This is a genomic window from Sedimenticola selenatireducens, from assembly GCF_963675335.2.
GTDB lineage: Bacteria > Pseudomonadota > Gammaproteobacteria > Chromatiales > Chromatiaceae > Sedimenticola > Sedimenticola selenatireducens.
The window spans coordinates 1,006,327-1,027,742 of sequence record NZ_CAXXYC010000003.1; the positions used below are offsets into that span (position 1 = coordinate 1,006,327).

20 protein-coding genes are annotated in these 21,416 nt (G+C 49.2%); 13 read left to right on the plus strand and 7 right to left on the minus strand.

Going from position 1 to position 21,416, the window contains the following annotated elements:
* The first annotated feature begins 44 nt into the window (after positions 1 to 44).
* The 8 genes from ACHZBF_RS08300 to ACHZBF_RS08335 all read left to right on the plus strand — a co-directional run bounded on the left by ACHZBF_RS08300 (position 45) and on the right by ACHZBF_RS08335 (position 6,683).
* Positions 45 to 290 (plus strand): hypothetical protein, encoded by a 246-nt coding sequence (locus tag ACHZBF_RS08300; protein WP_029132475.1) that lies wholly within the window; start codon positions 45 to 47, stop codon positions 288 to 290.
* A gap of 28 nt (positions 291 to 318) precedes the next feature.
* Complete coding sequence (locus ACHZBF_RS08305) at positions 319 to 1,491, plus strand: MBOAT family O-acyltransferase (protein WP_321528177.1); 1,173 nt, start codon at positions 319 to 321, stop codon at positions 1,489 to 1,491.
* Positions 1,491 to 1,628 carry a hypothetical protein gene (locus tag ACHZBF_RS08310; protein WP_157606715.1) on the plus strand — a complete coding sequence of 46 codons (138 nt, stop codon included), beginning with the start codon at positions 1,491 to 1,493 and terminating at the stop codon, positions 1,626 to 1,628. The genes ACHZBF_RS08305 and ACHZBF_RS08310 overlap by 1 nt, the downstream gene beginning before the upstream one ends.
* 64 nt (positions 1,629 to 1,692) lie before the next feature.
* Positions 1,693 to 2,736, plus strand: coding sequence for an SGNH/GDSL hydrolase family protein (locus ACHZBF_RS08315; protein ID WP_394707558.1), 1,044 nt, complete (start codon positions 1,693 to 1,695; stop codon positions 2,734 to 2,736).
* Complete coding sequence (locus tag ACHZBF_RS08320) at positions 2,733 to 4,367, plus strand: class I adenylate-forming enzyme family protein (RefSeq protein ID WP_321528179.1); 1,635 nt, start codon at positions 2,733 to 2,735, stop codon at positions 4,365 to 4,367. The genes ACHZBF_RS08315 and ACHZBF_RS08320 overlap by 4 nt, the downstream gene beginning before the upstream one ends.
* On the plus strand, positions 4,364 to 4,612 hold the full coding sequence (locus tag ACHZBF_RS08325; protein ID WP_051301856.1) for an acyl carrier protein: 249 nt from the start codon (positions 4,364 to 4,366) through the stop codon (positions 4,610 to 4,612). The genes ACHZBF_RS08320 and ACHZBF_RS08325 overlap by 4 nt, the downstream gene beginning before the upstream one ends.
* A gap of 4 nt (positions 4,613 to 4,616) precedes the next feature.
* Entirely contained in the window at positions 4,617 to 5,126 is a 510-nt protein-coding gene (locus tag ACHZBF_RS08330; RefSeq protein ID WP_084609794.1) for a GNAT family N-acetyltransferase, read from the plus strand.
* Between the two features lie 561 nt (positions 5,127 to 5,687).
* Positions 5,688 to 6,683 (plus strand): sulfotransferase, encoded by a 996-nt coding sequence (locus ACHZBF_RS08335; RefSeq protein ID WP_321528180.1) that lies wholly within the window; start codon positions 5,688 to 5,690, stop codon positions 6,681 to 6,683.
* Between the two features lie 2 nt (positions 6,684 to 6,685).
* On the opposite strand, the gene ACHZBF_RS08340 is transcribed toward ACHZBF_RS08335, so the two are convergent.
* Together ACHZBF_RS08340 and cysC are read right to left on the minus strand one after the other, a co-directional pair.
* Entirely contained in the window at positions 6,686 to 7,843 is a 1,158-nt protein-coding gene (locus ACHZBF_RS08340) for a TIGR03088 family PEP-CTERM/XrtA system glycosyltransferase (protein ID WP_321528181.1), read from the minus strand.
* Positions 7,844 to 7,939: 96 nt separating this feature from the next.
* Positions 7,940 to 8,566: an adenylyl-sulfate kinase gene (cysC, locus tag ACHZBF_RS08345; protein WP_321528182.1), complete on the minus strand. Its 627-nt coding sequence runs from the start codon at positions 8,564 to 8,566 to the stop codon at positions 7,940 to 7,942.
* Positions 8,567 to 8,796: 230 nt separating this feature from the next.
* Here cysC and ACHZBF_RS08350 point away from each other — a divergent pair, with 230 nt between their 5' ends.
* Positions 8,797 to 9,570: a S1 family peptidase gene (locus ACHZBF_RS08350; protein WP_321528183.1), complete on the plus strand. Its 774-nt coding sequence runs from the start codon at positions 8,797 to 8,799 to the stop codon at positions 9,568 to 9,570.
* 44 nt (positions 9,571 to 9,614) lie between these two features.
* Positions 9,615 to 10,841 (plus strand): hypothetical protein, encoded by a 1,227-nt coding sequence (locus ACHZBF_RS08355; RefSeq protein ID WP_321528184.1) that lies wholly within the window; start codon positions 9,615 to 9,617, stop codon positions 10,839 to 10,841.
* Between the two features lie 2 nt (positions 10,842 to 10,843).
* Here the strand turns inward: ACHZBF_RS08355 and ACHZBF_RS08360 are convergent, their stop codons facing one another.
* Together ACHZBF_RS08360 and ACHZBF_RS08365 are read right to left on the minus strand one after the other, a co-directional pair.
* Positions 10,844 to 12,304 (minus strand): hypothetical protein, encoded by a 1,461-nt coding sequence (locus ACHZBF_RS08360; protein WP_321528185.1) that lies wholly within the window; start codon positions 12,302 to 12,304, stop codon positions 10,844 to 10,846.
* A 172-nt stretch (positions 12,305 to 12,476) separates the two neighbouring features.
* Positions 12,477 to 12,611, minus strand: coding sequence for a hypothetical protein (locus ACHZBF_RS08365; RefSeq protein WP_273437590.1), 135 nt, complete (start codon positions 12,609 to 12,611; stop codon positions 12,477 to 12,479).
* A gap of 186 nt (positions 12,612 to 12,797) precedes the next feature.
* Between ACHZBF_RS08365 and ACHZBF_RS08370 the strand changes: the two genes are divergently transcribed.
* Together ACHZBF_RS08370 and prsT are read left to right on the plus strand one after the other, a co-directional pair.
* Positions 12,798 to 13,289, plus strand: coding sequence for a low molecular weight protein-tyrosine-phosphatase (locus tag ACHZBF_RS08370; RefSeq protein WP_321528186.1), 492 nt, complete (start codon positions 12,798 to 12,800; stop codon positions 13,287 to 13,289).
* A gap of 463 nt (positions 13,290 to 13,752) precedes the next feature.
* Entirely contained in the window at positions 13,753 to 16,521 is a 2,769-nt protein-coding gene (prsT, locus tag ACHZBF_RS08375; RefSeq protein ID WP_321528187.1) for an XrtA/PEP-CTERM system TPR-repeat protein PrsT, read from the plus strand.
* 58 nt (positions 16,522 to 16,579) lie between these two features.
* Here prsT and ACHZBF_RS08380 read toward each other — a convergent pair whose 3' ends face one another.
* On the minus strand, positions 16,580 to 17,722 hold the full coding sequence (locus ACHZBF_RS08380; RefSeq protein WP_029132490.1) for a GNAT family N-acetyltransferase: 1,143 nt from the start codon (positions 17,720 to 17,722) through the stop codon (positions 16,580 to 16,582).
* 481 nt (positions 17,723 to 18,203) lie between these two features.
* The gene (locus ACHZBF_RS08385; RefSeq protein ID WP_029132491.1) at positions 18,204 to 19,061 is read right to left on the minus strand and encodes a ThiF family adenylyltransferase; all 858 of its coding nucleotides are present in this window, start codon (positions 19,059 to 19,061) and stop codon (positions 18,204 to 18,206) included.
* 338 nt (positions 19,062 to 19,399) lie between these two features.
* Between ACHZBF_RS08385 and pepA the strand changes: the two genes are divergently transcribed.
* Positions 19,400 to 20,182, plus strand: coding sequence for a flocculation-associated PEP-CTERM protein PepA (gene pepA / locus ACHZBF_RS08390; protein WP_273437587.1), 783 nt, complete (start codon positions 19,400 to 19,402; stop codon positions 20,180 to 20,182).
* Between the two features lie 165 nt (positions 20,183 to 20,347).
* On the opposite strand, the gene ACHZBF_RS08395 is transcribed toward pepA, so the two are convergent.
* A complete protein-coding gene (locus ACHZBF_RS08395; protein WP_321528188.1) occupies positions 20,348 to 21,346 on the minus strand; it encodes an HD-GYP domain-containing protein in 999 nt (332 codons plus the stop codon).
* Positions 21,347 to 21,416: the final 70 nt, after the last annotated feature.

The window sequence follows — 21,416 nt, forward strand, 5'->3', positions numbered from 1 at the left end:
TAAATCCAGATAACTTGGTATGGAGACGCATATTCTGGCCATCCGTGAGTAATACTCCAACGGCGTTCTCCCTGCGTAAATCTATCTACCATCAGAACTTCTGCGCTATCGGTGTCGACAGCACCATTGTGCGAACCAAAAGAAAAAACAATGGTACCGGTGTTATGCAAAAACGTACAGCCCCGCTGTTTGCCTGGTTTCTGAGCATCCTCTTCGCCGCGCTGATCGTCGCTGGGCTAGCTACCTACAGCAAGCTGAAATTTGGAGATATCTGGTATTTCCTAAGCTAAACGGGACAACACACTTACACCAGCATCCATGACCTTTACCTCCCTCACCTGGCTAGCCCTGATTGTGGGCGTCACAGGAATATACTGGCTACTTCCGGCGCCTTGGCGAAACGGATTTCTCGCACTCGTTAGTTTTGTCTTTCTTGCCAGTATTCAATTGACATCGGCTCTGTTTCTGGTCGCATTTACCCTTATAAGTTACCTGATAGTGAGGAAAGACCGGGTATCGAAAGCCATGATTACTGTGTCTGTGGGATTGGTGATCGCCGTGGTCGCTTATTACAAGATGCGGGTCGCACACTCACCGGTCGAGGTCCTACGTGACGTCGCCATGCCTATAGGAATGTCTTATTATGCCTTTCGCGTGGTGCACTACGTGATCGACAAATATCGCGATGTGTTACCCACACACGGCTTTTACGACTATGTCTGCTACCTGTTTTTCGTTCCAACCATGCTGGTTGGTCCCATTCATCGCTTTACCGCGTTTCATAACAATCACATTGCCATTCGTTGGAATGCCTCTGAGCTATCAGAGGGCATTGAACGCATCCTCTTGGGATATTTTAAGATCATTGTGCTGGGAAATTTCCTGTTCAATAAATACCTTGCCAACCAGATTGCGCAACTCGACCCGTCGAACCAGTCGCTTATCTATTACCTAGAGGCCGTGCGTGGTAGCCTAAATCTCTATGTTCAATTTTCCGGCTACTCGGATATCGCCATCGGCTTTGCGCTGATGTTGGGGTATCGCGTAATGGAAAACTTTAACAACCCATTCATGAAGACCAACATTGCAGAGTTTTGGCGCTCCTGGCATATTTCACTGACCAGTTGGTCGCGCGATTATATCTATATGACAATGGTCGGGTTGACTCGTAACCCCTACTTGGGCACGTTGGTCTCGTTGCTTGTTGTAGGTATATGGCATGAATTGTCGCTACGCTACGTGATCTGGGGGCTTTATCACGGCCTTGGCATTATCTTTGTGAATAAGCTGCAGCAGTACGTACGCCGTAGGAACCGCGAAAGGGGCCTCAAGGGAAAAAAGCACCCGGATCCACTACTGGTCAAGGTGTTAAAGATATTTGCAACTGCCAACTACTTTTTCTTCGGATACATTATCATTAGCCAGGAGTCATTCGCAGATACATTGCAAATATATCGGATCATATTCATCGGCTGGATTGGAGGTAATTGATGTATCACTGGATTAGTAAAAAACTACCGCCAAGTTTTGCGGTACCGGCCGCCGCTCTGATCTACGCTCTGATGCTGCTACTTATCCTCTATTTTTCGTTTGAAGAGGAAGCAAAATTCAACTACCTAGTGCTGTGATATGACAACCTTGGGCAGCACACAATCAACACGCCGATATGAAATACTCACTGGCGTTGTACTATTGGGCCTGACCTTGGGCATGTTTTTAGTTGGTGAAATCGGTTTACGCCTAGTCCAGTTTGCTAAGTTCGGTGTTGAGGAGTCTGTGGAGAAGTCTTCTGCGTTCTATGTCGACGATGTCACGGGGCTGCGTCTCATTAATCCAAACCGGCAATTGGGGCAGGTACGCATAAACAATTTGGGATATAGAGGACCAGATATTCCTGAACGAAAGTCTAACGGGGTAATACGAATCCTATTTCTCGGCAGTTCGACGACCTACGAAGCAAACATTACAGAAGGAAAGAACTGGCCGCACATGACAGTCAATCTGATTTCGAAGTTCTATCCGGATTGCCGCTTTGATTTCATCAACGCCGGGCAGCCGGGATTTGGAACGAAAACCTTGTTGACTCTCTATAACTCCCGGCTAAAGTCATTGGATGTGGATATCGCTATTCTACTTCCCGGCGACATAAATCAGGACCTTGACTGGTTGGCCGCTGAACAGGGGTTCGACACCAGACACTACCAACCTTCGGCGCTCGCTAGCCTATCGATATTATGGGCGAAACTAGAGAAAAATTTCCGAATAATTGAACTGCAGCGATCTGCCTTCAGCCATGCGGGTAAACTCCGCCTGGACCTGGAACTTATTCAGGGGCGCTTCCGCGACCGACTGCAACGTCTTACCGATACTTTGCTCGAAGATGGCCTGACTGTTTTTGTGGCGCAAATCGGCTCACAGCTCCGACGTAACCAAACGCCCGAAAAACAGCTTCAGGCCGCCAATACCAATCTGTTCTATATGCCGCATGTGGCGTTGCCGGATCTGATCGCCACACGCGAGGGTTATAACGAGGTAATCGCGGAGTTACCAGATTATAATAGTGTCGACATTCTGCACAGCACCTTGCTCCCACCAGCCGATCGGAACCACTATACTGACACCATGCACTTTACCGCCCGGGGATCCGCTCTTATGGCCGACGCGACCTTCAAGGAACTCATGGCTCTGCCCCGGTTTCAGCAACGCTTGCAGCAACTGGGTTGCACCACACCATGACACGCCGTGGCCTACTGTCCGTCGTTCGTGAATGCTTCGAGCGGGAAGCCGACGCACCTGCGGTAATGGGTCTGGGAGTTGACTGCGAAGAGCAGGTTTCTTTCTGCGAGCTTTGGATTAAAGCGGAAATCTATGCCACTCTGATAAAAGAATATCACCGACCTGACCAAGTGGTCCCTCTGTTCCTCACACGTTGCGTCGACTGTCTAGCACTCATGCTGGCCTGCGTAATCGCAGGGCGGGTATTCTCAGTGATCAATAGCCGGGTCCAGGTGACTCAACTCGAGCACGTATTGAAGCAAACCCAAACGGGTGCCTTATGGATCGATGGTCCCGGTATGATGGCGTTGAAAAAGGCCGATACTGACCAGTTAGAGTACCTGTCGGGGATAGATATCCTTGCGCTAAAGACCGAGAATTGGTTGTCGATGTACGACAAGCAGGTCATCCGAATGCAGGATCAGTTGTCGATTCGTGTCCTATCGTCGAATGACTTTCGCAAGACACCGGTTAGCCAAGTCGAAAAACGGGACCCTCTTAGTCCCTCCGCCTGCCTGTTCACGTCGGGCTCCACAGGTAAACCCAAAGGCGTGTTGATTTCGGATGCAGACCTGATTTCTCGCGCTGTCTCCGAGGCCCAAAACTTCAGACTCAATCCAGGCGACCGTCTGCTCAGCATACTGCCTTGGTCGTTCGATGTAGGACTCAGCCAGGTGCTGACCTCTTGGGTAATCGGTTGTCCGCTGGTATTACTGAATTCTTGGCTGCCGATCGACATAGTACAGACAGCTAGCCGTTTATCCATCACCGGCATTTCCGCCGTGCCGTCAATCTGGCTCGATCTGTTGGGATCAAACTTGAGTTTTCAGTCGCCCCTGCCCAGATACGTAACCATATCCGGTGGCAGCCTGAGCGCCGAAAAACAGGCGGCATTGATTCAGCGTCTGGATGGCATTCAGGTCATTAAAACCTATGGCCAGACCGAAACCTGTCGCTCGACTATCGCCTTCCCGGACGATATAGCAGTCGCGCCTAGCAGTGTCGGTCGCGCCTATTCCGGTACATGTATCTACATTGTAGACGCAGACATGCGCCCGCTGCCGCCCAACGAGCATGGCGAAGTCCTACATGTCGGAGACGGCGTGATGCTCGGATATCTGGATGGTGATAGTAGCAGCAAGCTCATCGAAAACCCCTTCTACGACCCGCCCTGCAACTCATCTAAATTTGCCGTACGCACTGGCGATCTGGGCTACATGGACGCCGAAGGCAGGCTCCACCTTCTGGGTCGTGCAGATGACATGGTCAAAATTAAGGGGAACCGGGTTCACCTGTCCGAGGTTGCTTCCGAGGCTGAAGCTTTGCCGGAAATCCAACAGGCCCTGCCGGTGGTGTTGGCCGAAGATGATCAACTGGAACTGGCGCTTTTCGTTACCTTGGCAGAGGATAATCCACCTCTGGATGAAACTGGACTCCGCAGGCGTCTAGCCACTTACCTACCGAGTTATATGCTACCCAAACAAATATTGATCCTTGACCGCTTTCCTCGCACCGCCAGCGGCAAGCCAGATAGCCAAGCCTTGAAAATAATCGCCATCAATCAGCGCCAACAAGGAGTAATAAAGACGTGAACCCTTCATCATTCAAACAAAACCTGTTGACCTATATTGCGGACAATTTCGACATCGACATAGAGGACATAGACGACAACACACCGCTGTTTTCATCTAGCATACTCGACTCCTTCAGCATGGTTGATCTTGTCACTTTCGTGGAGCAAGAGATCAACACGAAAATCGAGGCCCTCGACCTGCACCTCGACAACCTGGATTCGGTCGAGAAAATCACCGCCTTTGTTCAGCGCAAGATTGTATAGCTCAATGCTCGCGACAATCCGTCCTTTGGGTAATGGCGATTATGGACAGGTGGCCGGCTGGTTGATGGATCCAAAAATTAATCGCTGGCTGTATTCCGAATGGCGCAATCGCAGCATCGATGAAAAACTCATTGCCATCGCCTCGAGGACCGGAAAAAACCACATGTGGCTGGCGCTGCTCGATGATGAGCCTTACGGCTTGATCACTGTCGGTGATATCAGCCGCGTGGACAAGTCGGGCGTGATCTGGTATCTCCGCGGATCGAATATGGTGCGGTATCCTGGGGTAATGACCGAATGCGTAAAACTGGCCATACAGCACGCATTCAGTAAGCTGGATCTACATAGCGTATCCGCTAGCACCCAGGCGGGAAACTTGGCTTCGGAGCGATTACTTAGAGCCTTGGGATTCAGGCTAGTGGGGACGATGCGTGAGGCTTTCTTGGTCAACGGGAATTTCGTCGACCGCAATTTATTCGACTTGCTGGCGCAGGACTTGACAAGCAACCTATGAAGTTGGAGCGGGTTAATCGTCCTGTAACGCTTTACTATCGCTCCCTTTTGGGTAAACTCAGGAATCAGCATGTATCGGTAATGTCTATATGGGATATTTCCATCAATCTGTAGTTAACTCGATATATAGATCGACCACGGCAGCGATAGTGCAACGCTCCTCGATCCGATTGCAGACCGCTATACCATGCATTTCCAATAGTTCGGTACCCCACGGGTACCGCACCGATGCATTTCCCAATGCCTGACGGTCTGCAGCGGGGATCGCGGTGCCAGTTTCACCGTCCACGATCAGTTCCGGATTCTAACTCACGACGGTAGGATAGTCCTACTCAGTTATAACAGTGAAAAGAATTTCACAAGGGGATTATTAATGGTCATGGTGGTGTCAGAATACACTAGCAGAACTCGTCGGGATAATACTTGAAAAAGTAAGGATAAAGATATGATCCCATATCCAGGGAAAATGCACTAAAAGATGGTTTGTGTTATCAGTTTGACGGAGAACTACCGGACCGGGGATTAACAACCTGTTTTTTACTCAAAGGAAGTAAATACAAAAATGGATCGTACAATATTTGCTTATGGATCCGGTCGTTCAGGCACTACGCTGCTTGCCAAGCTGATCGACTCTTCCCGCTCGGTTATCTATCGGCACGAGCCGGACAAGACGTCTCCAAACAACGATATACCCTTTCTTCCGGAATCCGAACAATACTTGGAGTTTGCAGATGCTTCCCGTCGTTACCTTAGGCATCTGTGCAGGGAGCGGTCTGCTTTCGTAAATGGGAAAAAACCCCTGTTCGAAAAGGATTTCCGTTCGACGGCCGGCACGATGTTGCTGCGATTACTGATTCCCGCCATCGCGGTTGCGGAGAAGGCTGGGATAAAGCTGCCAATCCCGGATTTGGCAATGAATGACAACTACCTAACGCTTATCAAATCCGTAAATTCTCTGGGAAGGGTGCCGATGTTTGCTCAGGCGGTGCCCGAGATGAAATTTATACATATCGTACGTCACCCTGGTGCCATTATCGTCTCACAGCTTCGGGGTATAGAACAGAATAAGATGGGACAGGAGTTGTTCATAAATTCTGTTTCAAAAATGTCCAATAACCGTTTTTTCCCAATCGATATCGAGGCAATATCAAACGCCAGTTTTGAGGAGAAGAGCGCCTATATCTGGATGATACAAAATGACAAGAGTTACAGGGAACTCTCGGGCAGTGCAAACTACATGCTCGTTTCTTACGAGGATCTCTGTGTGAATATGCGTGACAGAGTGGAGGCGCTCTGCGAGTTTATGGACATTCCCTTCGATAGACAGATGCAAAAATTTATTGAAATGCTCTCGAGAACGGATAGTGAATCCGGCTATTTCTCGGTAATGAAGAATCCGCTCGCGAATATTGATAAGTGGGAGAAAAGTCTAGATTCCCACACGACTGACAAAATACTGAAAATCATTGGTCACTCTGAAATTGGCCGATTTGTAATCGAGAACTATCAATCCTCCAAACAATCAGTCGCTGAAAAATTGGGCCGGGAACCGGCGTGAGTTCAGAGGTTACGGGTGGATGCACTAAGCATTTGGTCGTAAACGCCGATATATTGCTCGACCATGGCGGTTATGCTGAACCGCTCCTCAATTCGCTCGCGAGCCGCTGTGCCATGCGTTTTCAACAGTTCCCGATTCCACAGGTAGTGCGCCAGCGCATTCGCCAAAGCCTGGCTGTCCGCGGCGGGAATCAGTGTACCGGTTTTGCCATCCACGATCAGTTCCGGATTCCCGCCCACTGTGGTGGCAATAACAGGCAATCCAGATGACATCGCTTCCAGCAGGGTGTTGGATATTCCTTCAGCCAGCGAGGGAAGCACGAACAGATCCATGGCAGGAAGGAGGGTGTGGACATCATCTCTGGGGCCGGGGGCCCAGACAAGGTTGGCATAACCCGCCTCATTCAGCCTCTCCAGAACGGATTCACGCAGCGGACCATCGCCGATCATTACCAGACGGGCCGTTTTCTTTAAATCGGGATGTTTTTCCAGAAGCTGGATAAATCCTTCGGCCAGGTTCATATGGTCTTTTACCGACTGAAAGCGGCCAACTGTGCCAATGATTATCGATTTGTCATCCGTAAACCCTTCATTGGCCGGCAGGCATGGCCTTACGCCAGGTGACGGCTTGAACCTGTCCGTATCGACACCGTTATAGATCTGGGTAATGTGGGCTGAATCCACACCGATCTTCTCTTTCAGGTAGCGCTCCAGATCTTGTGAAAGCGGTATGTATCGGTTGACCAAAGGGCGATGCAGGCGCCGCAACAGTTGCAGTTTTTTATTGCTGCCATCCAGATCGTCGATATCCCGACCGTGCTCACCGTGGACCCGGTGTTTGATTCCCGCCATGTAAGCGGGTAATAGGGCATCCAGTCCGGAGAGATTGCGCGAATGGAGGATGCTGGGTTGCAAAGCCCGGAACAGCTTGAATAGTCGCCATTTCGCAACAGGATCTCGCCCTGGTTTCTTGTGGATGGCAATAATCTGTACATCATCCCGCTGCAGTCGATCCCGGAAATCTGAAAAATCATCCATGCATATAATGGCGTGCCGGTAACGTTCATTAGGAATGCGATTGATCAGGTTGATCAGGCCGTTTTCCAGGCCGCCGATCCAGAGGTGGTGGATTACATGTGCAATCAGGGGAGGGGATGCCATAGAGCCCTATGAATTGTGCGGATTAATTATTTTTCAACGAGTCATATAGAGGGTGGCGAAAATAAAAACCAGTTGGCTGGTAATGATTGCGACCCTTTAACAACTTGCCGATCTGTCCAGGGTTGCAGGCACAATAATCTGTTTCCTGGTTAGGTACTCAATGATTATTTCCACACACTGATCAATGTTTTTTTCACTGGTGTCGATCACAATTTCGGGTTTTTCCGGTTCCTCATAGGGCGACGAGATGCCGGTGTAACCCTTGATCAGTCCTGCACGCGCCTTCTTGTAGAGACCCTTTGGGTCGCGAGTTTCACAGACTTCCAGCGGACATTTTACATGGATCTCGATAAAATCCCCCTCTTCGACCAGGTCTCTGGCGCGCTGGCGGTCTGCCCGAAAAGGGGAAATAAAAGCACTCAAGGCGATCACCCCAGCATCGATGAAAAGCTTCGAGACTTCACCTACGCGCCGTATATTTTCGTTCCGGTCCGTATCGGAGAAGCCCAGATCACCGCAGAGACCGTGCCTGACATTGTCGCCATCAAGCACATAGGTGTTGGCCCCCACTTTGTGGAGACTCTCCTCGAGGGCGTGTGCGATGGTAGACTTGCCGGCGCCGGAAAGTCCGGTAAACCAGAGAATGACGCTTTTGTGTCCATTGTTCTTGGCACGCCTGTCGCGAGTGACGGTGGGTTGGTGCCAGACTACGTTCTTGTCCATCAAATGCTTTCCTTGTGAGTCGCCAAAATCACTTGTAAGTCATCTACGGCATTGTTAGGAGTTTATGTAAGCGCCTATTATAACCGATAAGTTTTCTGGTGGGCAGAGATTGCTCCCCCTATCGGGATGGCTTTTAGTGGAATGTACAAATACTGTGGTATGTGCCCTTCTCTATCCAGGGTGCTAGCCATTTTCACTCAGCCAAATGGAATAATTGAAAGGTGTTATTTATGAGAGTCCAGGTCTTTGCAATCTTTTCCGCGCTGCTGTTGGGCCTGTTGTGCCACCCCGCAATCAGTGCGGAACTGCCCGATACTATCGACCGGATTCGACCCAGTATAGTTGCCGTGGGAACGGTTATGCCGCTGCGCCGCCCCTCGGCCCAATTCATGGGGACCGGTTTTGTAATTGGCGACGGGCGGATGGTAGTTACCAATTATCATGTGATTCCGGAGTTGATCGATACGGCAAAAAAGGAGCAGTTGGCCGTGTTCAGTGGTAGGGGAAAAAATGCGACGGCACATATGGCCCGGATCGTGAAGTCTGATCCGGACCATGATCTGGTGCTCCTGGATATTGGCAAGGCTCAACTCCCGGCGATGTCACTGGCACCTGCGACTGCTATTCGTGAGGGTAAGGAGGTCGCCTTTACCGGTTTCCCCATCGGTATGGTGCTGGGACTCTACCCGGTAACACACCGGGCTATCGTCTCCGCCATCACACCGGTGGTGGTGCCCTCCAACAACTCCAGGGAACTAAAGGCGAAACAAATTATGCGCATGCGGAACAAGTTTGAAGTCTATCAGCTTGATGGCACCGCTTACCCGGGCAACAGTGGCAGCCCGGTCTACGAGTCCGAGAGCGGCAGAGTGGTCGGTGTGCTGAATAGTGTGTTTGTGAAAGATACCAAGGAGACCATCCTGGAGCGGCCCTCAGGAATCAGTTATGCCATTCCTGTTCGTTATGTTCATGAGCTGACAAGTGAAATTACCAAGCAGCCATAGCCATGGTTTGCCGCTTTGCAGCGAAAGCCAGAGCATGATCTGATATGCAAGTTTATCGTGGGGCAAGGCGCTATTTTTATTGGTTTGGATTAACGGCCCATATTCTGCTGATCGCTTTACTCTGGGCTCTGTTTTCCAACCAAATTACCAGTCATTGGCGCTGGAAACAGCTGGCAGGATTTTTTAGTGGGCCTGTTGATTCAACACCGGTGACTGTTATCAATGCGGTTCCGGGTGGCAAGACTAACCCGGCTTTTCACACACTTGCCAAAGGGCGCTGGATCAAAATACATCAGCAGGGAGCTGAAGATACGGTAAAGTTTGATCGTCAGCGGCATGGAGGCAGCGCATTTGATAGCAAGCGGGGTCGATTGATTCTGTTCGGCAGTGATACCCACGGGACGGATTGGTCAAATGTAATCAGAACATTTGATATGGGAGCGCTTCGTTGGTCGGTGTTCGGCGAGATTGGTCGGCCCGAACATTACACCGTTTCATCTGATGGTGTGCCCATCGCGAGCGCAGACCATGTTCAGCCCTGGGCAATGCATACTTTTGATGCGATTGAGTATGATCCGATCCACGACCGTTTGATTGTTGCGAGTCATCCCGAACATTTGAAGCCTGGGCGATTTGGCAATTGGTTGGCCGATATTTGGCCACAAATTCAGCAACATCCCACTTGGGTGTATGATTTCGTATCGAATCAATGGGAGTATGACCTCGGGAAGACGACCTCTTTTTTTCCTTATGCTACCGCCTACGATAGTAGGCGTGGGCATTTTTTGGGAATCAGGCCCGATGGTATTTTTCAATATTTGCAGCAGGGTGGTTGGAGCAAAGTAGTCAAAAAGGGTCCCTACGCCTACCACACCAATGCTGTTTATGATCAGAAAAATGATGCTGTCGTGATTTTCGGGAACAATAAAAACTCGAACGACGTCTGGATTTACCGGCCGGAGACAGAGCAACTGAAGCGGCAGTCCACGGCCGGTATCAGGCCGCCGGGCACCCAGGCCAGCCCCCTCGCTTATCATGCTGGAGTGGGGCAGGTGGTGGCGCTTGTTGATGATCCTGACCAAGACGCACAGGTGGCTCAAACCTGGATGTACGATACCGCTTTAGACCGGTGGGAGAGGTTACCGGAAGGGGATTTTCCCTATCGACTGGGTATGAACTACAACTTGCAATACGATAATTTGAATAACCTGCTGGTGTTGGCGGCGAATGCACCGAAAGAAGCAATCTCCGTCTGGGTACTCAGACTCTGATGTCACTCTCGATAGAGTGGTAAGCAGGATCGGCCATTGCTGTACTGAATCGGCCCAAGGTCTGGATGCTGCGGATCGGCAGTATTGTCACAAAAATCTGTCATCTTTTTATTGATCGTTATCCCGCGTCCCAGAATCAGTGAACCCTTTTGAAGCCTGAAATCTCCCGTGTAGGGTGCCTGGTAAAGTTCATCGACAGCGCAACTGAATGGCCAATACGACCCAGGTTGTACACAATCAATATCGATCAGGTTGTTTTGACGTATTGTTGTTGCTCCATCGCGGTCCTTGATCCGGCCGGCTATGATGTTGTTCGCAATCAGAGCAGAGGTGGATCCGAATCTTGCGTCGATACCTAATGTGTTGATGAGTGCGTTGTGATAGATCCGGGTTTTTGCAGCCTTGTTCAGGTAGATGGCCACATCGGTAGGGCAGTTAAGGATGATATTGTTTTTAATAATGCCTTCGGAATGCTCCGTTTCGCAGGACTGATCCCTGCAAAATGCCGTGCCTGTTCCACCCCCGCCAAAAGAGAGCGCTACCTGGGTTTTTCCGGAATATGTGAGATTCATTTCGCAGATCACAAGGTTATTTTCAAAGATCCCCTTTCTGCCGTTGCCTTTCATAAAGGCTCCGTAACTCAGTTTATCTCCACCAGATTTCATAAAATCGGCCAGCAAATTGCTTTGTACCCGCCAGTTATCGACACTGTTGATATTGAGCAGATTAACCGGATTGGGTGTTTTTCTTGCGTGTTGGTTATAGAAGTTACTGTGTTCGATCAAGCCATTGTCCGGGTAGTGCCCACTGCTGCCGTTGACTTTAACGTGGGCATTAAAATCCTTGATTGTGCTGTTTCTTAATACGAAACCCTGGGCATCACCCACAACATGGAAGGCATGTTCACAGTCAGAATCATTCTTGCAGGTTCCGGTGATAATGAGGTTTTCAAACACCCAGTAAGGCGCCATTACATGGAACCCTTCGAGCATTGAAAACTCCAGCTGGGCTTCTCCCAACCGGTTGGCCCTTACCATAATGGGTTGCTGCACGGTTCCCGCATGGGTCACGGGAATGCTCCTGCCATGAAATCGATAGATACCCGGTTTTATGGTTATCACCTGGCCGGGTTTTGCCGACTTTACTGCCGTCAACAGCGAATCGGTTGTATCGACGGTGATATGTTCCCCCTCTGGAGGGGCAGAGGGAAAAACAGAAATCGCTGAAGAGGGGATAGGAATGCCGTTGTCTGAATAGTGCTGCGGTTGGTAATAGGCATGCTGACGGGCGCCCTGTCCTTTCCACTGGTGCATATCTGTAGATAGCAATGGGACATGTCGAATGCTGAGAGTTTGAAATATCCCTCGAATCAGCTCGCCGGCCTGTTTACGATAGCCGTAGGGCTCATTGGTGAGCCGAGTGCCGGCCCTCTCGACAAACGAGGTAAAGGGCTCTTGATACACCGATCGGACCAGGATAATACCCAGCGCAATCCCAATGTGGATCAATACACCGCTGGCGATGAAATAGACGCCAAACAGCCTCCGGGCGACGACTAGAGGTGTTCTCCGGCCAGATTGTTTTACGGATCTTCTTAAAATTTTTGTAGCTCTTCAGATTTGCCTATCCGCAAGCTTACTGGAATAAGAAAAATTTTTCTTCTGGCAGTTCGAGGATTTCCTGTGCCTCGGTAACCTGCGAATGGCCGAATATCTGCATTTTCATAACAGGCAAGGGATATTTTGCTGATCCGGTGTTCTTACTTTTCATGATCGCCCCGAGTTCCCTGATCGTGTGCCGATCCACTGAAGCCACCGGGACTGCCCGTCGGGCCAGCGGGTGACAGTCGATCAATGCCTGCCGGAAGATCCTGCGTGTATATGTGGTAGATTGTTAAACCTGTTCGGTAAAATGCCTCGGCTTCTCGGTAGATCCCGTAACTACGTCAGCATTAAAATGTTCAAGAAAAAAATTACTATTCTCATGGTCTGTACCGCCAACATTTGTCGTTCACCCATGGCCCAGGGGGTGATGCAGAAAATTATCCAGGAGCGGGGGCTGAAGCGGCGGATCAAGGTCGATTCTGCCGGTACCCATGTGTCCCGAGCGGGGACAAGACCGGACTTACGCGCCCGACAGGTGGCCAGTGGGCGTGGAGTTGATATCAGCAGGTTCAAGAGCCGGATGCTTGAAGCGTCCGATTATGAGCGATATGACTACATCGTCGCCATGGATCGTGAGAATATGCACCGATTGGTGCAGGAGTGCCCACCTGAAAATAAACATAAGCTGTCGTCAATCATGGATTATTCAGCTGTAGCGGATGTGCCGGAAGTCCCCGACCCCTATTTTGGAAACTTGACGGGCTTTGAGCGCGTGATTGAGTTGTTGGAGCCGGCTTGTGTCGGCCTGGTGAATTCCATCCTGGAAAGACATCAGGTTACTTGACTTTCAATCTGTGTCGATCGGCTCCTGGTGGCATGTAGTGCTACCGATGAATCGGTTATGCGTTCACCTTTGGAAAAATCCCTGTCCTTGGAGTGGCACCAAGCGCAGTGCTCGCTCCATATTCCAGTAATCTCTGGGGTTTTGACGGAAGCTGGTGCCGCAAGACATAGGATCTAAATGACTGGCTAATTGTATCAGGACCAATATGGTCTTGCTCAATAGCGGATTTATACCTGTTTATTAATAAGTTATACGTTAAATTTCGCCTTATGATGTTGCCGATAATTAGTGCCTCGGGCATTATGTGATCATCATTAATATGAGTTTGTCACAGGGCAATCTCTAAACCAGGATTGGGTAACACAGCTACAATTTGCTGTGAACTCGCTGCATTCTCAAGTAGATCATGGAGTTCAGGTCGACTGAACACACCCTGCTTGTGGATCAACAGATAGGAAGTTAAATGAATAAGACCTTAAGACGCGCACTCTGCCTCTCTTCATTGCTGTTTATTGCCGGTTGCGGCGTCGTTGATGATCAGCAGTATCTTCAAAATGCACAAAAATTTGCGGCCGAGGGTGACTTCAAATCGGCACTGATCGAACTCAAGAACGCCCTTCAACAAGACCCTGATAACAGTACTGTCCGAACCTATCTGGGGCAGCTGTACCTGAATACCGGTAACCATCTTGCGGCTGAGAAAGAGCTGAAAAAAGCAAAAGAACTCGGCGCCGATGACAATGAGATATTCCCGAGCTTGAGCCAGGTACTGCTTCAACTGAGAAAGCTCGATGATGTGCTGGCCATGCAGGCAGATCATCTTGCACCGCAAGAGCAGGGTGAAGTTCTGGCGGCCCAGGGGATGGCTTTTTTACTGAAGAGTGAGTTCGACAGGGCCATTGAAAGAACCGAACGGGCAATCGGTATTGCCGCAGGTTCGGCTTATGTTCAGGTTGCCCGGGCCAGCACTTACCTGATAGCGGAAAAGTCCCCGATAAAGGCACGCGAACAGCTGAATCACGCTTTTGAGGTTGACAGGAATTATGCCGCAGCCTGGAGCCTGTTAGGTGACATCGAGCGAACCGAGAAGAATATGCAGGCGGCACGGGAGGCCTATACCAAATCCCTTTCCATTCGTCCCACCAGCCTGGCTGATCGGAATAAGCGGGTGACCGTCAATATTCTGTTGAATGATTTGAAACAAGCTCAATTTGACCTGGATATCCTGAATAAACAGCTTCCTGACAATCCGGGGGTTGCTTTTTCCCAGGGACTTGTCCACTTGGCATCAGGCAATCTGGAGGATGCAAAATCAGCGTTTGATCTGGCGCTGCTCGATCAGGATCGCTATCCGGTGTCACTGTTCTATCTGGCTTACGTGAGCTATCAGCAGGGAAATATTGCGCAGGCGGAAACCCATTCAGAGCGGTATTTTACCTTAACCCCGGAGCATCTGCCCAACCGGAAACTTCTGGCGGAAATCAAACTTGCAAAGAAAGAGTATGATTATGTTGAAACACTACTGAATCCGGTTGTAACAACCGCTAATCCAGATGAGGGTGCACAGAATATCCTGGCTAAAGCACTGCTCATGAGTGGAAAAACAGCAGAGGGAATTGCGCTGCTTAACCAGGTTGTTGAGCGTAATCCTGATTCTGCCGATGCCAGATTCCGCCTGGGTGCCAGTCTGATGATGAGCGGGAATCAGGAGGAAGGAATTGCACAGCTTGAAATGGCCATCAGGCAGGATGAGGAGAATGATCAGGCACATGTTTACCGGATATTAAGCTATCTGCGGTCAAGGCAGATGGAAAAGGCACATCAGGCGGCAGCCGAGTTCCGGGCGAGGGCGCCAGAGAGTGAAATTCCCTATAACATGATCGGCATGATCTATATCGCTGAAAATGATTTCAAGGCCGCCAAAAAAGCCCTCGAACAGTCATGGAAAATAAAGCCGGGAAATACCGATGCGGGTCACAATCTTGCGTCTCTTGCTACCTTAGAGAAGTCATATGACAAGGCAAGAGATTATCTTGACGGGGTGATCGCGGCGCATCCGGATAATTTGGAAACTTTGATAAAGCTTGCGGAAATTGATGCGCTTGAAGGGAAAACACAACAGCAGATCCTGCGTCTGGAAAGAGCAATGCGCCTGTACCCGGACGCACTGAAACCCAGGCTGGTATTGGCCCAGCACTATATCAATTCAGGAAATCCGGGGCAGGTTGCCGGACTCATCGAAACGCTTGATGCTGAGGCAAGAAAACAGCTGCCGGTCATGGAGGTGATTGCAAGCCAGGAGATTGCGCAGAGAAATTTCAAATCCGCTGAGAAGACGGCAAAGGCGATCATATCCAGAGCACCGGAAGCCCCTCAAGGCTACTTTATCCTGGCCCAGGCCTATGCCGGAATGGGGAATCTAGAGCAAGTAAAGGAAATGGTGGAAAAGGCCATACAGTTGGATGACCATTTCATCCCCGCGCGCATTGTGTTGCTTCGCCTTCTTGTGAACAACAAGGATATTCCTGCAATAGAGCGGGAGATTGCTGAATTAAAAACCTTTGCCGCCGATAATGAAAATGTAATGAAAGTGGAGGTTACCCTCGAGGCCCTGAAGGGTAATCAACAGCAAGCGCTGAAACTTGCCGAGCGCGTCTTTGATGCCTTCCCGAATCTCGGCAATATGCTTGCGCTATCAAGGCAGAAATCGCAGGCAGGGGATAATGAAGGTGCGCTTAAACTCAAGGTGGACTGGGCTGAAAACCATACAGATGAGTATTATCCTAATTTAATTGTCGCCATCAGTTATACCCGTCTCAAACAGGATGATTTAGCGGTCAAGTATTATCAACGGGCATTGGTGGTGTCGCCTGAATCTGTCTTGGTGTTGAATAATCTGGCCTGGGCGTTACGGAGTACCGATCCTGCTCTGGCACTGATTTATGCCCAAAAGGCCAATAGACTCAAGCCGGGTTCAGTATCATTAATGGATACCCTGGCAATGGTCTATTTAGCTAACAGCGACTTTGAGGCGGCGCTGCGTACGATAAAAGAAGTACTCTATCTGGAACCAGACAACCCAACGCTGCGATATCACGAGGCGTTAATCAATGCGACCGCCGGGAATAATAGTCAAGCAGTTCAGATACTCACTGAACTGCTTGGAAAGACACAGGATTTTTCAGAACGTCCGGACGCTACTGCATTGCTCGATAGTCTGAAAAGAGGATGAGCGAATTGCACCATGATTCAATAATTCACAGGGCGCACGGGCAGGGGGCTTTCTACAGCTAATTGGAGTTGAAATCGGACATTTCGCTACTTGCCAGGATACGGGAACACAAGCCACGACACATGTTCATCAATACCTTGTTGGCCAGTTGTCCTTCGTGCTTCAGTAGGCGTGATAAGCCCCTTTCATCCAGGGACAACACTTTTACATTATCTGTGGCGGCTATAATACTGGCTGTTCTGGGAACTCCCAGGAAGAATGCGATTTCACCTATCACCTCGCCAGGCGATACCATGGCGATCATCTGGCCGTTTTTCTCTACGGCCACATGACCAGACAACAGAATGAACATGGTTTTTGCCGAGTTATCCTTCTCGATAATATGATTGCCTTTTTTACAGGCAATGATATGACTCTTCTGAATTATACGTTCGATTTCACTCTCTTCGAGCGCATCGAACAGGCTGGGTGTGGTATTGAATGTCCATTGCTTGCCGGGTGAGAGGACGCGTATCTCTTCCAGGAACTGTGCCGTGCTTGAAACAGTGAGGCTGTGAACATTGGTTTTATTGCCAACAATTTGTGAGAGAGACTCGACTGAACTGCAGTAGGCGAGGTCCTCAGGTTTGGTTAGCATGGCAAATGGTGAACCAATCTGCTTCAGGTGCTCATAGTCACCAACGATCAGCGCCATCGGAATTACCAAGCCTATGCCTGGATAGGTATAGGGTGATGTAAACGGTCTGAATCCAAGTTTTAAGTAAGAGTTGAGATGGTGGGGTTCACAATCGAGAAGTACGATTTCAGCGCGATGTTTGAGGACAAAATTCATTACCTCCTTATACATTTTGAGCGTTACATTGCTCCCTCTATGGCCTTCGGTGACCATCAGCCGCTCAACTATACAGATTTGATCCTGATTCAATACGCCGAGGAAAGGGGCAATACTGTATGCCTCAATCAGTGAATCAGAGAATGGGAAATCACCACCCCAAAACAGACGAAGTGTGCCAATGGGTTCACCATGTTGAATGGCAATAACTGCCCGTGCTGATTTGTCGTATTCGTCCTTCAGCTCTTGTTTTTCATGATCGCCTTTTTCTTTCAGACGTCCCATACTCTTTACATAGATCTGATAACGCAGTCTAAATGAAGCTTGATTGTCTTCTTCCGTTACCGCAAATCTGACGCCATCCTGCATAAAGTTTCCTCGTTTACCTACTACGTATCCAATCTACAACCAACAACTATCAAGACGATCCAATGGACAATGAATAGCAACAGCTCCAACACCTGGAAGCTCAGCTTGGACAGGATAATATAGTACCATTCTCCATGCTGAATCTATCGAATCCTGGATATTTATTCCCCTGTTTGTTTTGTCATTCCCTTAGAGAATATAGCAGTTTGGGAAGATGGGTTCAGGTTATTTTAATAAACTCCTAAACCACTGATATACATGTAGATGGGTGACGGTTAGGCTTCAGGTAATGGACGCTTTACAAGTGAAAGCGATCCAGAAGATCGGCTATCAATCAACGCTCATATGATTAAAAATCGGTAGAACTATTATCTTTGAATGCCCATCAAGGGAATATAGACAAAAGACAAAACGAGCAGATAAATCACGAAATATTTCAAACTTGTCGGCGGCTTCGGTCAACCCTTCGAGCATCACCTATTCACAATCCGAGTAGCCGTTTAGCTACCGTGAACTTGATTTTCTGAATTGGATTCCTGTTCCCCAGCCAGAGCGTTCCCTTTTTCAGCTTGTTAAGCCGGGCGTCATAGCAGGTGTAATAGGGTATCGGTTTTAACTCATTCGGATGGAGTATGGCCAGAATCGTCTGGGTAATGACCATGCCGGTCGCCAGTTTACAGCCACTGGCGATGCTTGGCGCTTTTCGTTGACTCAGATCGACCGATTCTGGATCAACATATTTTAGGTGGAAGCCAGCAGGGGCACATCCGAGGGACATTTTTAATACCTGGTGTTCCAGGGAGGCAGAGTAATCAATGTCAAAGTAATCATCAAAGGTCATCCCATTGTTGGTGTACACCAGCATGCCGACACCAAAACCCAGTGGTACTCCAAAGATGGCCGGTATACCCCTTTCCCGGCAGGCGTTTATGATCATCCGATGGGTCTGGATTTCGAAAAATTCAACGGCATCAACAAAGACATCCACATCTTTTAAGAAGCTGTCAATATTGGACTCGTTGATACCTTCTCCGTAAGTCTCTATATGACACTCCGGATTGATATCCAACGCCAGGTCCTGCATGACCGTCATTTTTGGTTTTCCGACAGATGACAGGGTGGCGCCATACTGCCGGTTGAAGTTACCGACCTCAAACTCATCAAAATCGGATATTTTGAAATTACCCACACCGGCTCTGGCCAGTGTAATCAAATAGTCACCGCCAACGCCCCCCATGCCGGCAATGGCCACAGTAGCCTTTCTCAGTCGCTGCTGTTCCTGATCGGTGGTGATACCACTGTTGCGAGAGAATGCCAGATCGTAATTAAATTCATTCATTGTTATTCTGCCTGTGCTCGTGCAGATGAACTGCCCCCCTGATTGTTGGTTGTTTTTACCACGGACGGTGCTATTCCTACAAAAGGTGTTCGGCAAAGTATGGTTTTGTTCCTCCTAGGAGATAGTAAAGAGAAGGCTCCAAACTGTACTAAAGCACCGATCTACCCAGCCGCCCCCCAAGAGTGTCGATATTTTTTACAAAAAAATGATTGATGGATAATGTGGTATTTGTAACTAATTGATAAACATAGATAAAAAAAACTGGCATGGGTGATGCATTATGAAAGGCAGCCCGTGCTTTGGCGGCTGACACAGAATTTTTTATAAGGAGATACATCATGAATAACATGTTCAATGCAAAGCTACTTACAGCAGCTGCTGTAATTGGTCTTAGCATGGCGAGCGTGCCAGCGGGCGCCGTAGCACTCAATGACTTTATCGTAGATGAAAGCAGCGTAGAGGGTTTGGGTGGCCAGTTCACAGCTGATAAAATCAACGGCTCGTACAGCGAAGTAGTTACTTTTGGCGCTGGTACCTTTGATACAGTCGCTTATGGCGATTTTGGTCAGTATCTGTCCAACGATGGTGCGACGAATGTCACGCCGATTGAGCTTAACAATTCATACGGAATGTATGCCTTGTTCGATGGCGCGGGTACTTTTGCCGATTTGGGTGGTGGTCTCACTCAATTTACCTTTACCTCGGCCAGTTTCAATTTGTACATTGACGTGGATTTGAATACCGGCAAGACCCTGCCACTCACGGCACCGGGTGCGGTTGCTCTTGCAAACAGCGCGGATGACTACCTGATCGCCAGCGCCACCATGATGACCGCAGGATCGGGTGTCTTGGTTGCTGGGGTGGGTGGTTTCTTCGACCTCGTATTCAACGACTTTGCCCTGACAAATCCAGCCGGCACGAGCTACTTCGTAGACCCTGACCCCTTCCACATGCGTGTAAATGTGGATGGTGATTTCGACAGCTTCATCGTTGCTGGCACGCAGACCATCAATGGTGATTTCAGCGCGGTCTTTGTACCGGAGCCTGGTAGCCTCGCATTGCTTGGAATCGGTCTGACCGGACTGGGTGCACTGGCGCGTCGTCGCCGCAAGAGTGCCTGAACCCTGTCAGTTAGCTAGCTAGTCAGCCCAGATAAGCCCGGCTTTCCGCCGGGCTTATTTGTGGGGGACGGAACAGGAAAAGTCCGACCGCTCCTTCGCCATTCTGTTTGATACTGAAATATTCGTTGCGTGTCAGATTATTTTACAGTCTCGACGTTCTTCGAATCATTTAAATAACAGCACAAATTCAGCGAAAAGCTTCTTGTCGAAATGCTCTGACATCTGTTGCTGCATCAACTTCAGCGCATCGAATGGTTTCATGGCCTTCTTGTAGGACCGTTCGGACGTCAGTGCATCAAAGACATCGGCGATACAGCAAATGCGTGCATAGCGATGTATCTCCTTGCCCTTAAGGCGCTTTGGATAGCCTGTTCCATCGTGGAATTCGTGGTGCTGCATAACGATGTAGCGGCACTCATCCGAGAGGGCGTTGGCCTGTTTTAGTATTTTATATCCCTGGAAGGGATGTATTCTCACATGCGCCATCTCGGCATCGGTCAGTTTTCCCGGTTTATTGATGACGTTCGGATCGACCATGATTTTACCCAGATCGTGTAGAAAAAACCCCGCCCCTAGTTCATGCAGATCATGGGCATCGGAGTTTTTAAACAGTGCCTTCGACAGCAGGATTGAAGTTATGCCTACATTGACTGAATGGGTATAAGTATAAAAATCGTGCGAGGTGATACGCAGTAAGTTACTGGATGTCTCATCATCGGCGAGTATCAGATCGGTAATGGAGGCGATCACTTTTTTACTGGTTACAATGTTCTCGGAAGACGGGCTTTCAAACAGCCGTTCCATCATGGTTCTTGAATGTTGATACACCGCTTTGGCCTTCATGTCGGAAGCCATACTGCTATCATTCAGCGCTTCCAGAAGTTCGCTCGGGGCGAGAGTTTGCGGATTCCAGTTCTCAGGTACCGGTTGGTCTTTGGGGTCGGCAATCCGAGTATCCTCTTCTGACAGCAATGCGGGAATTGGCACATCGCTCCGATCGACATCCACCAGTATGTGTGTCAGCTTGCAGTTTTTGATTTTTTCGATCTGTTCTCGGTTCTTGATCTTAAATGAGCTCTTTAAGAACGGATGGTCGCTCCAGGAGAGCGGTAACTCAATGAACATTCCGATCGTTAACTGCTTGGTCGAAATTTTCTGGCGCATTCGATTCTCTTCGATTAATTATTATTAACTATCAATGTTAGTGTGTCTTGCGCTCCCTCCCAAAATAACC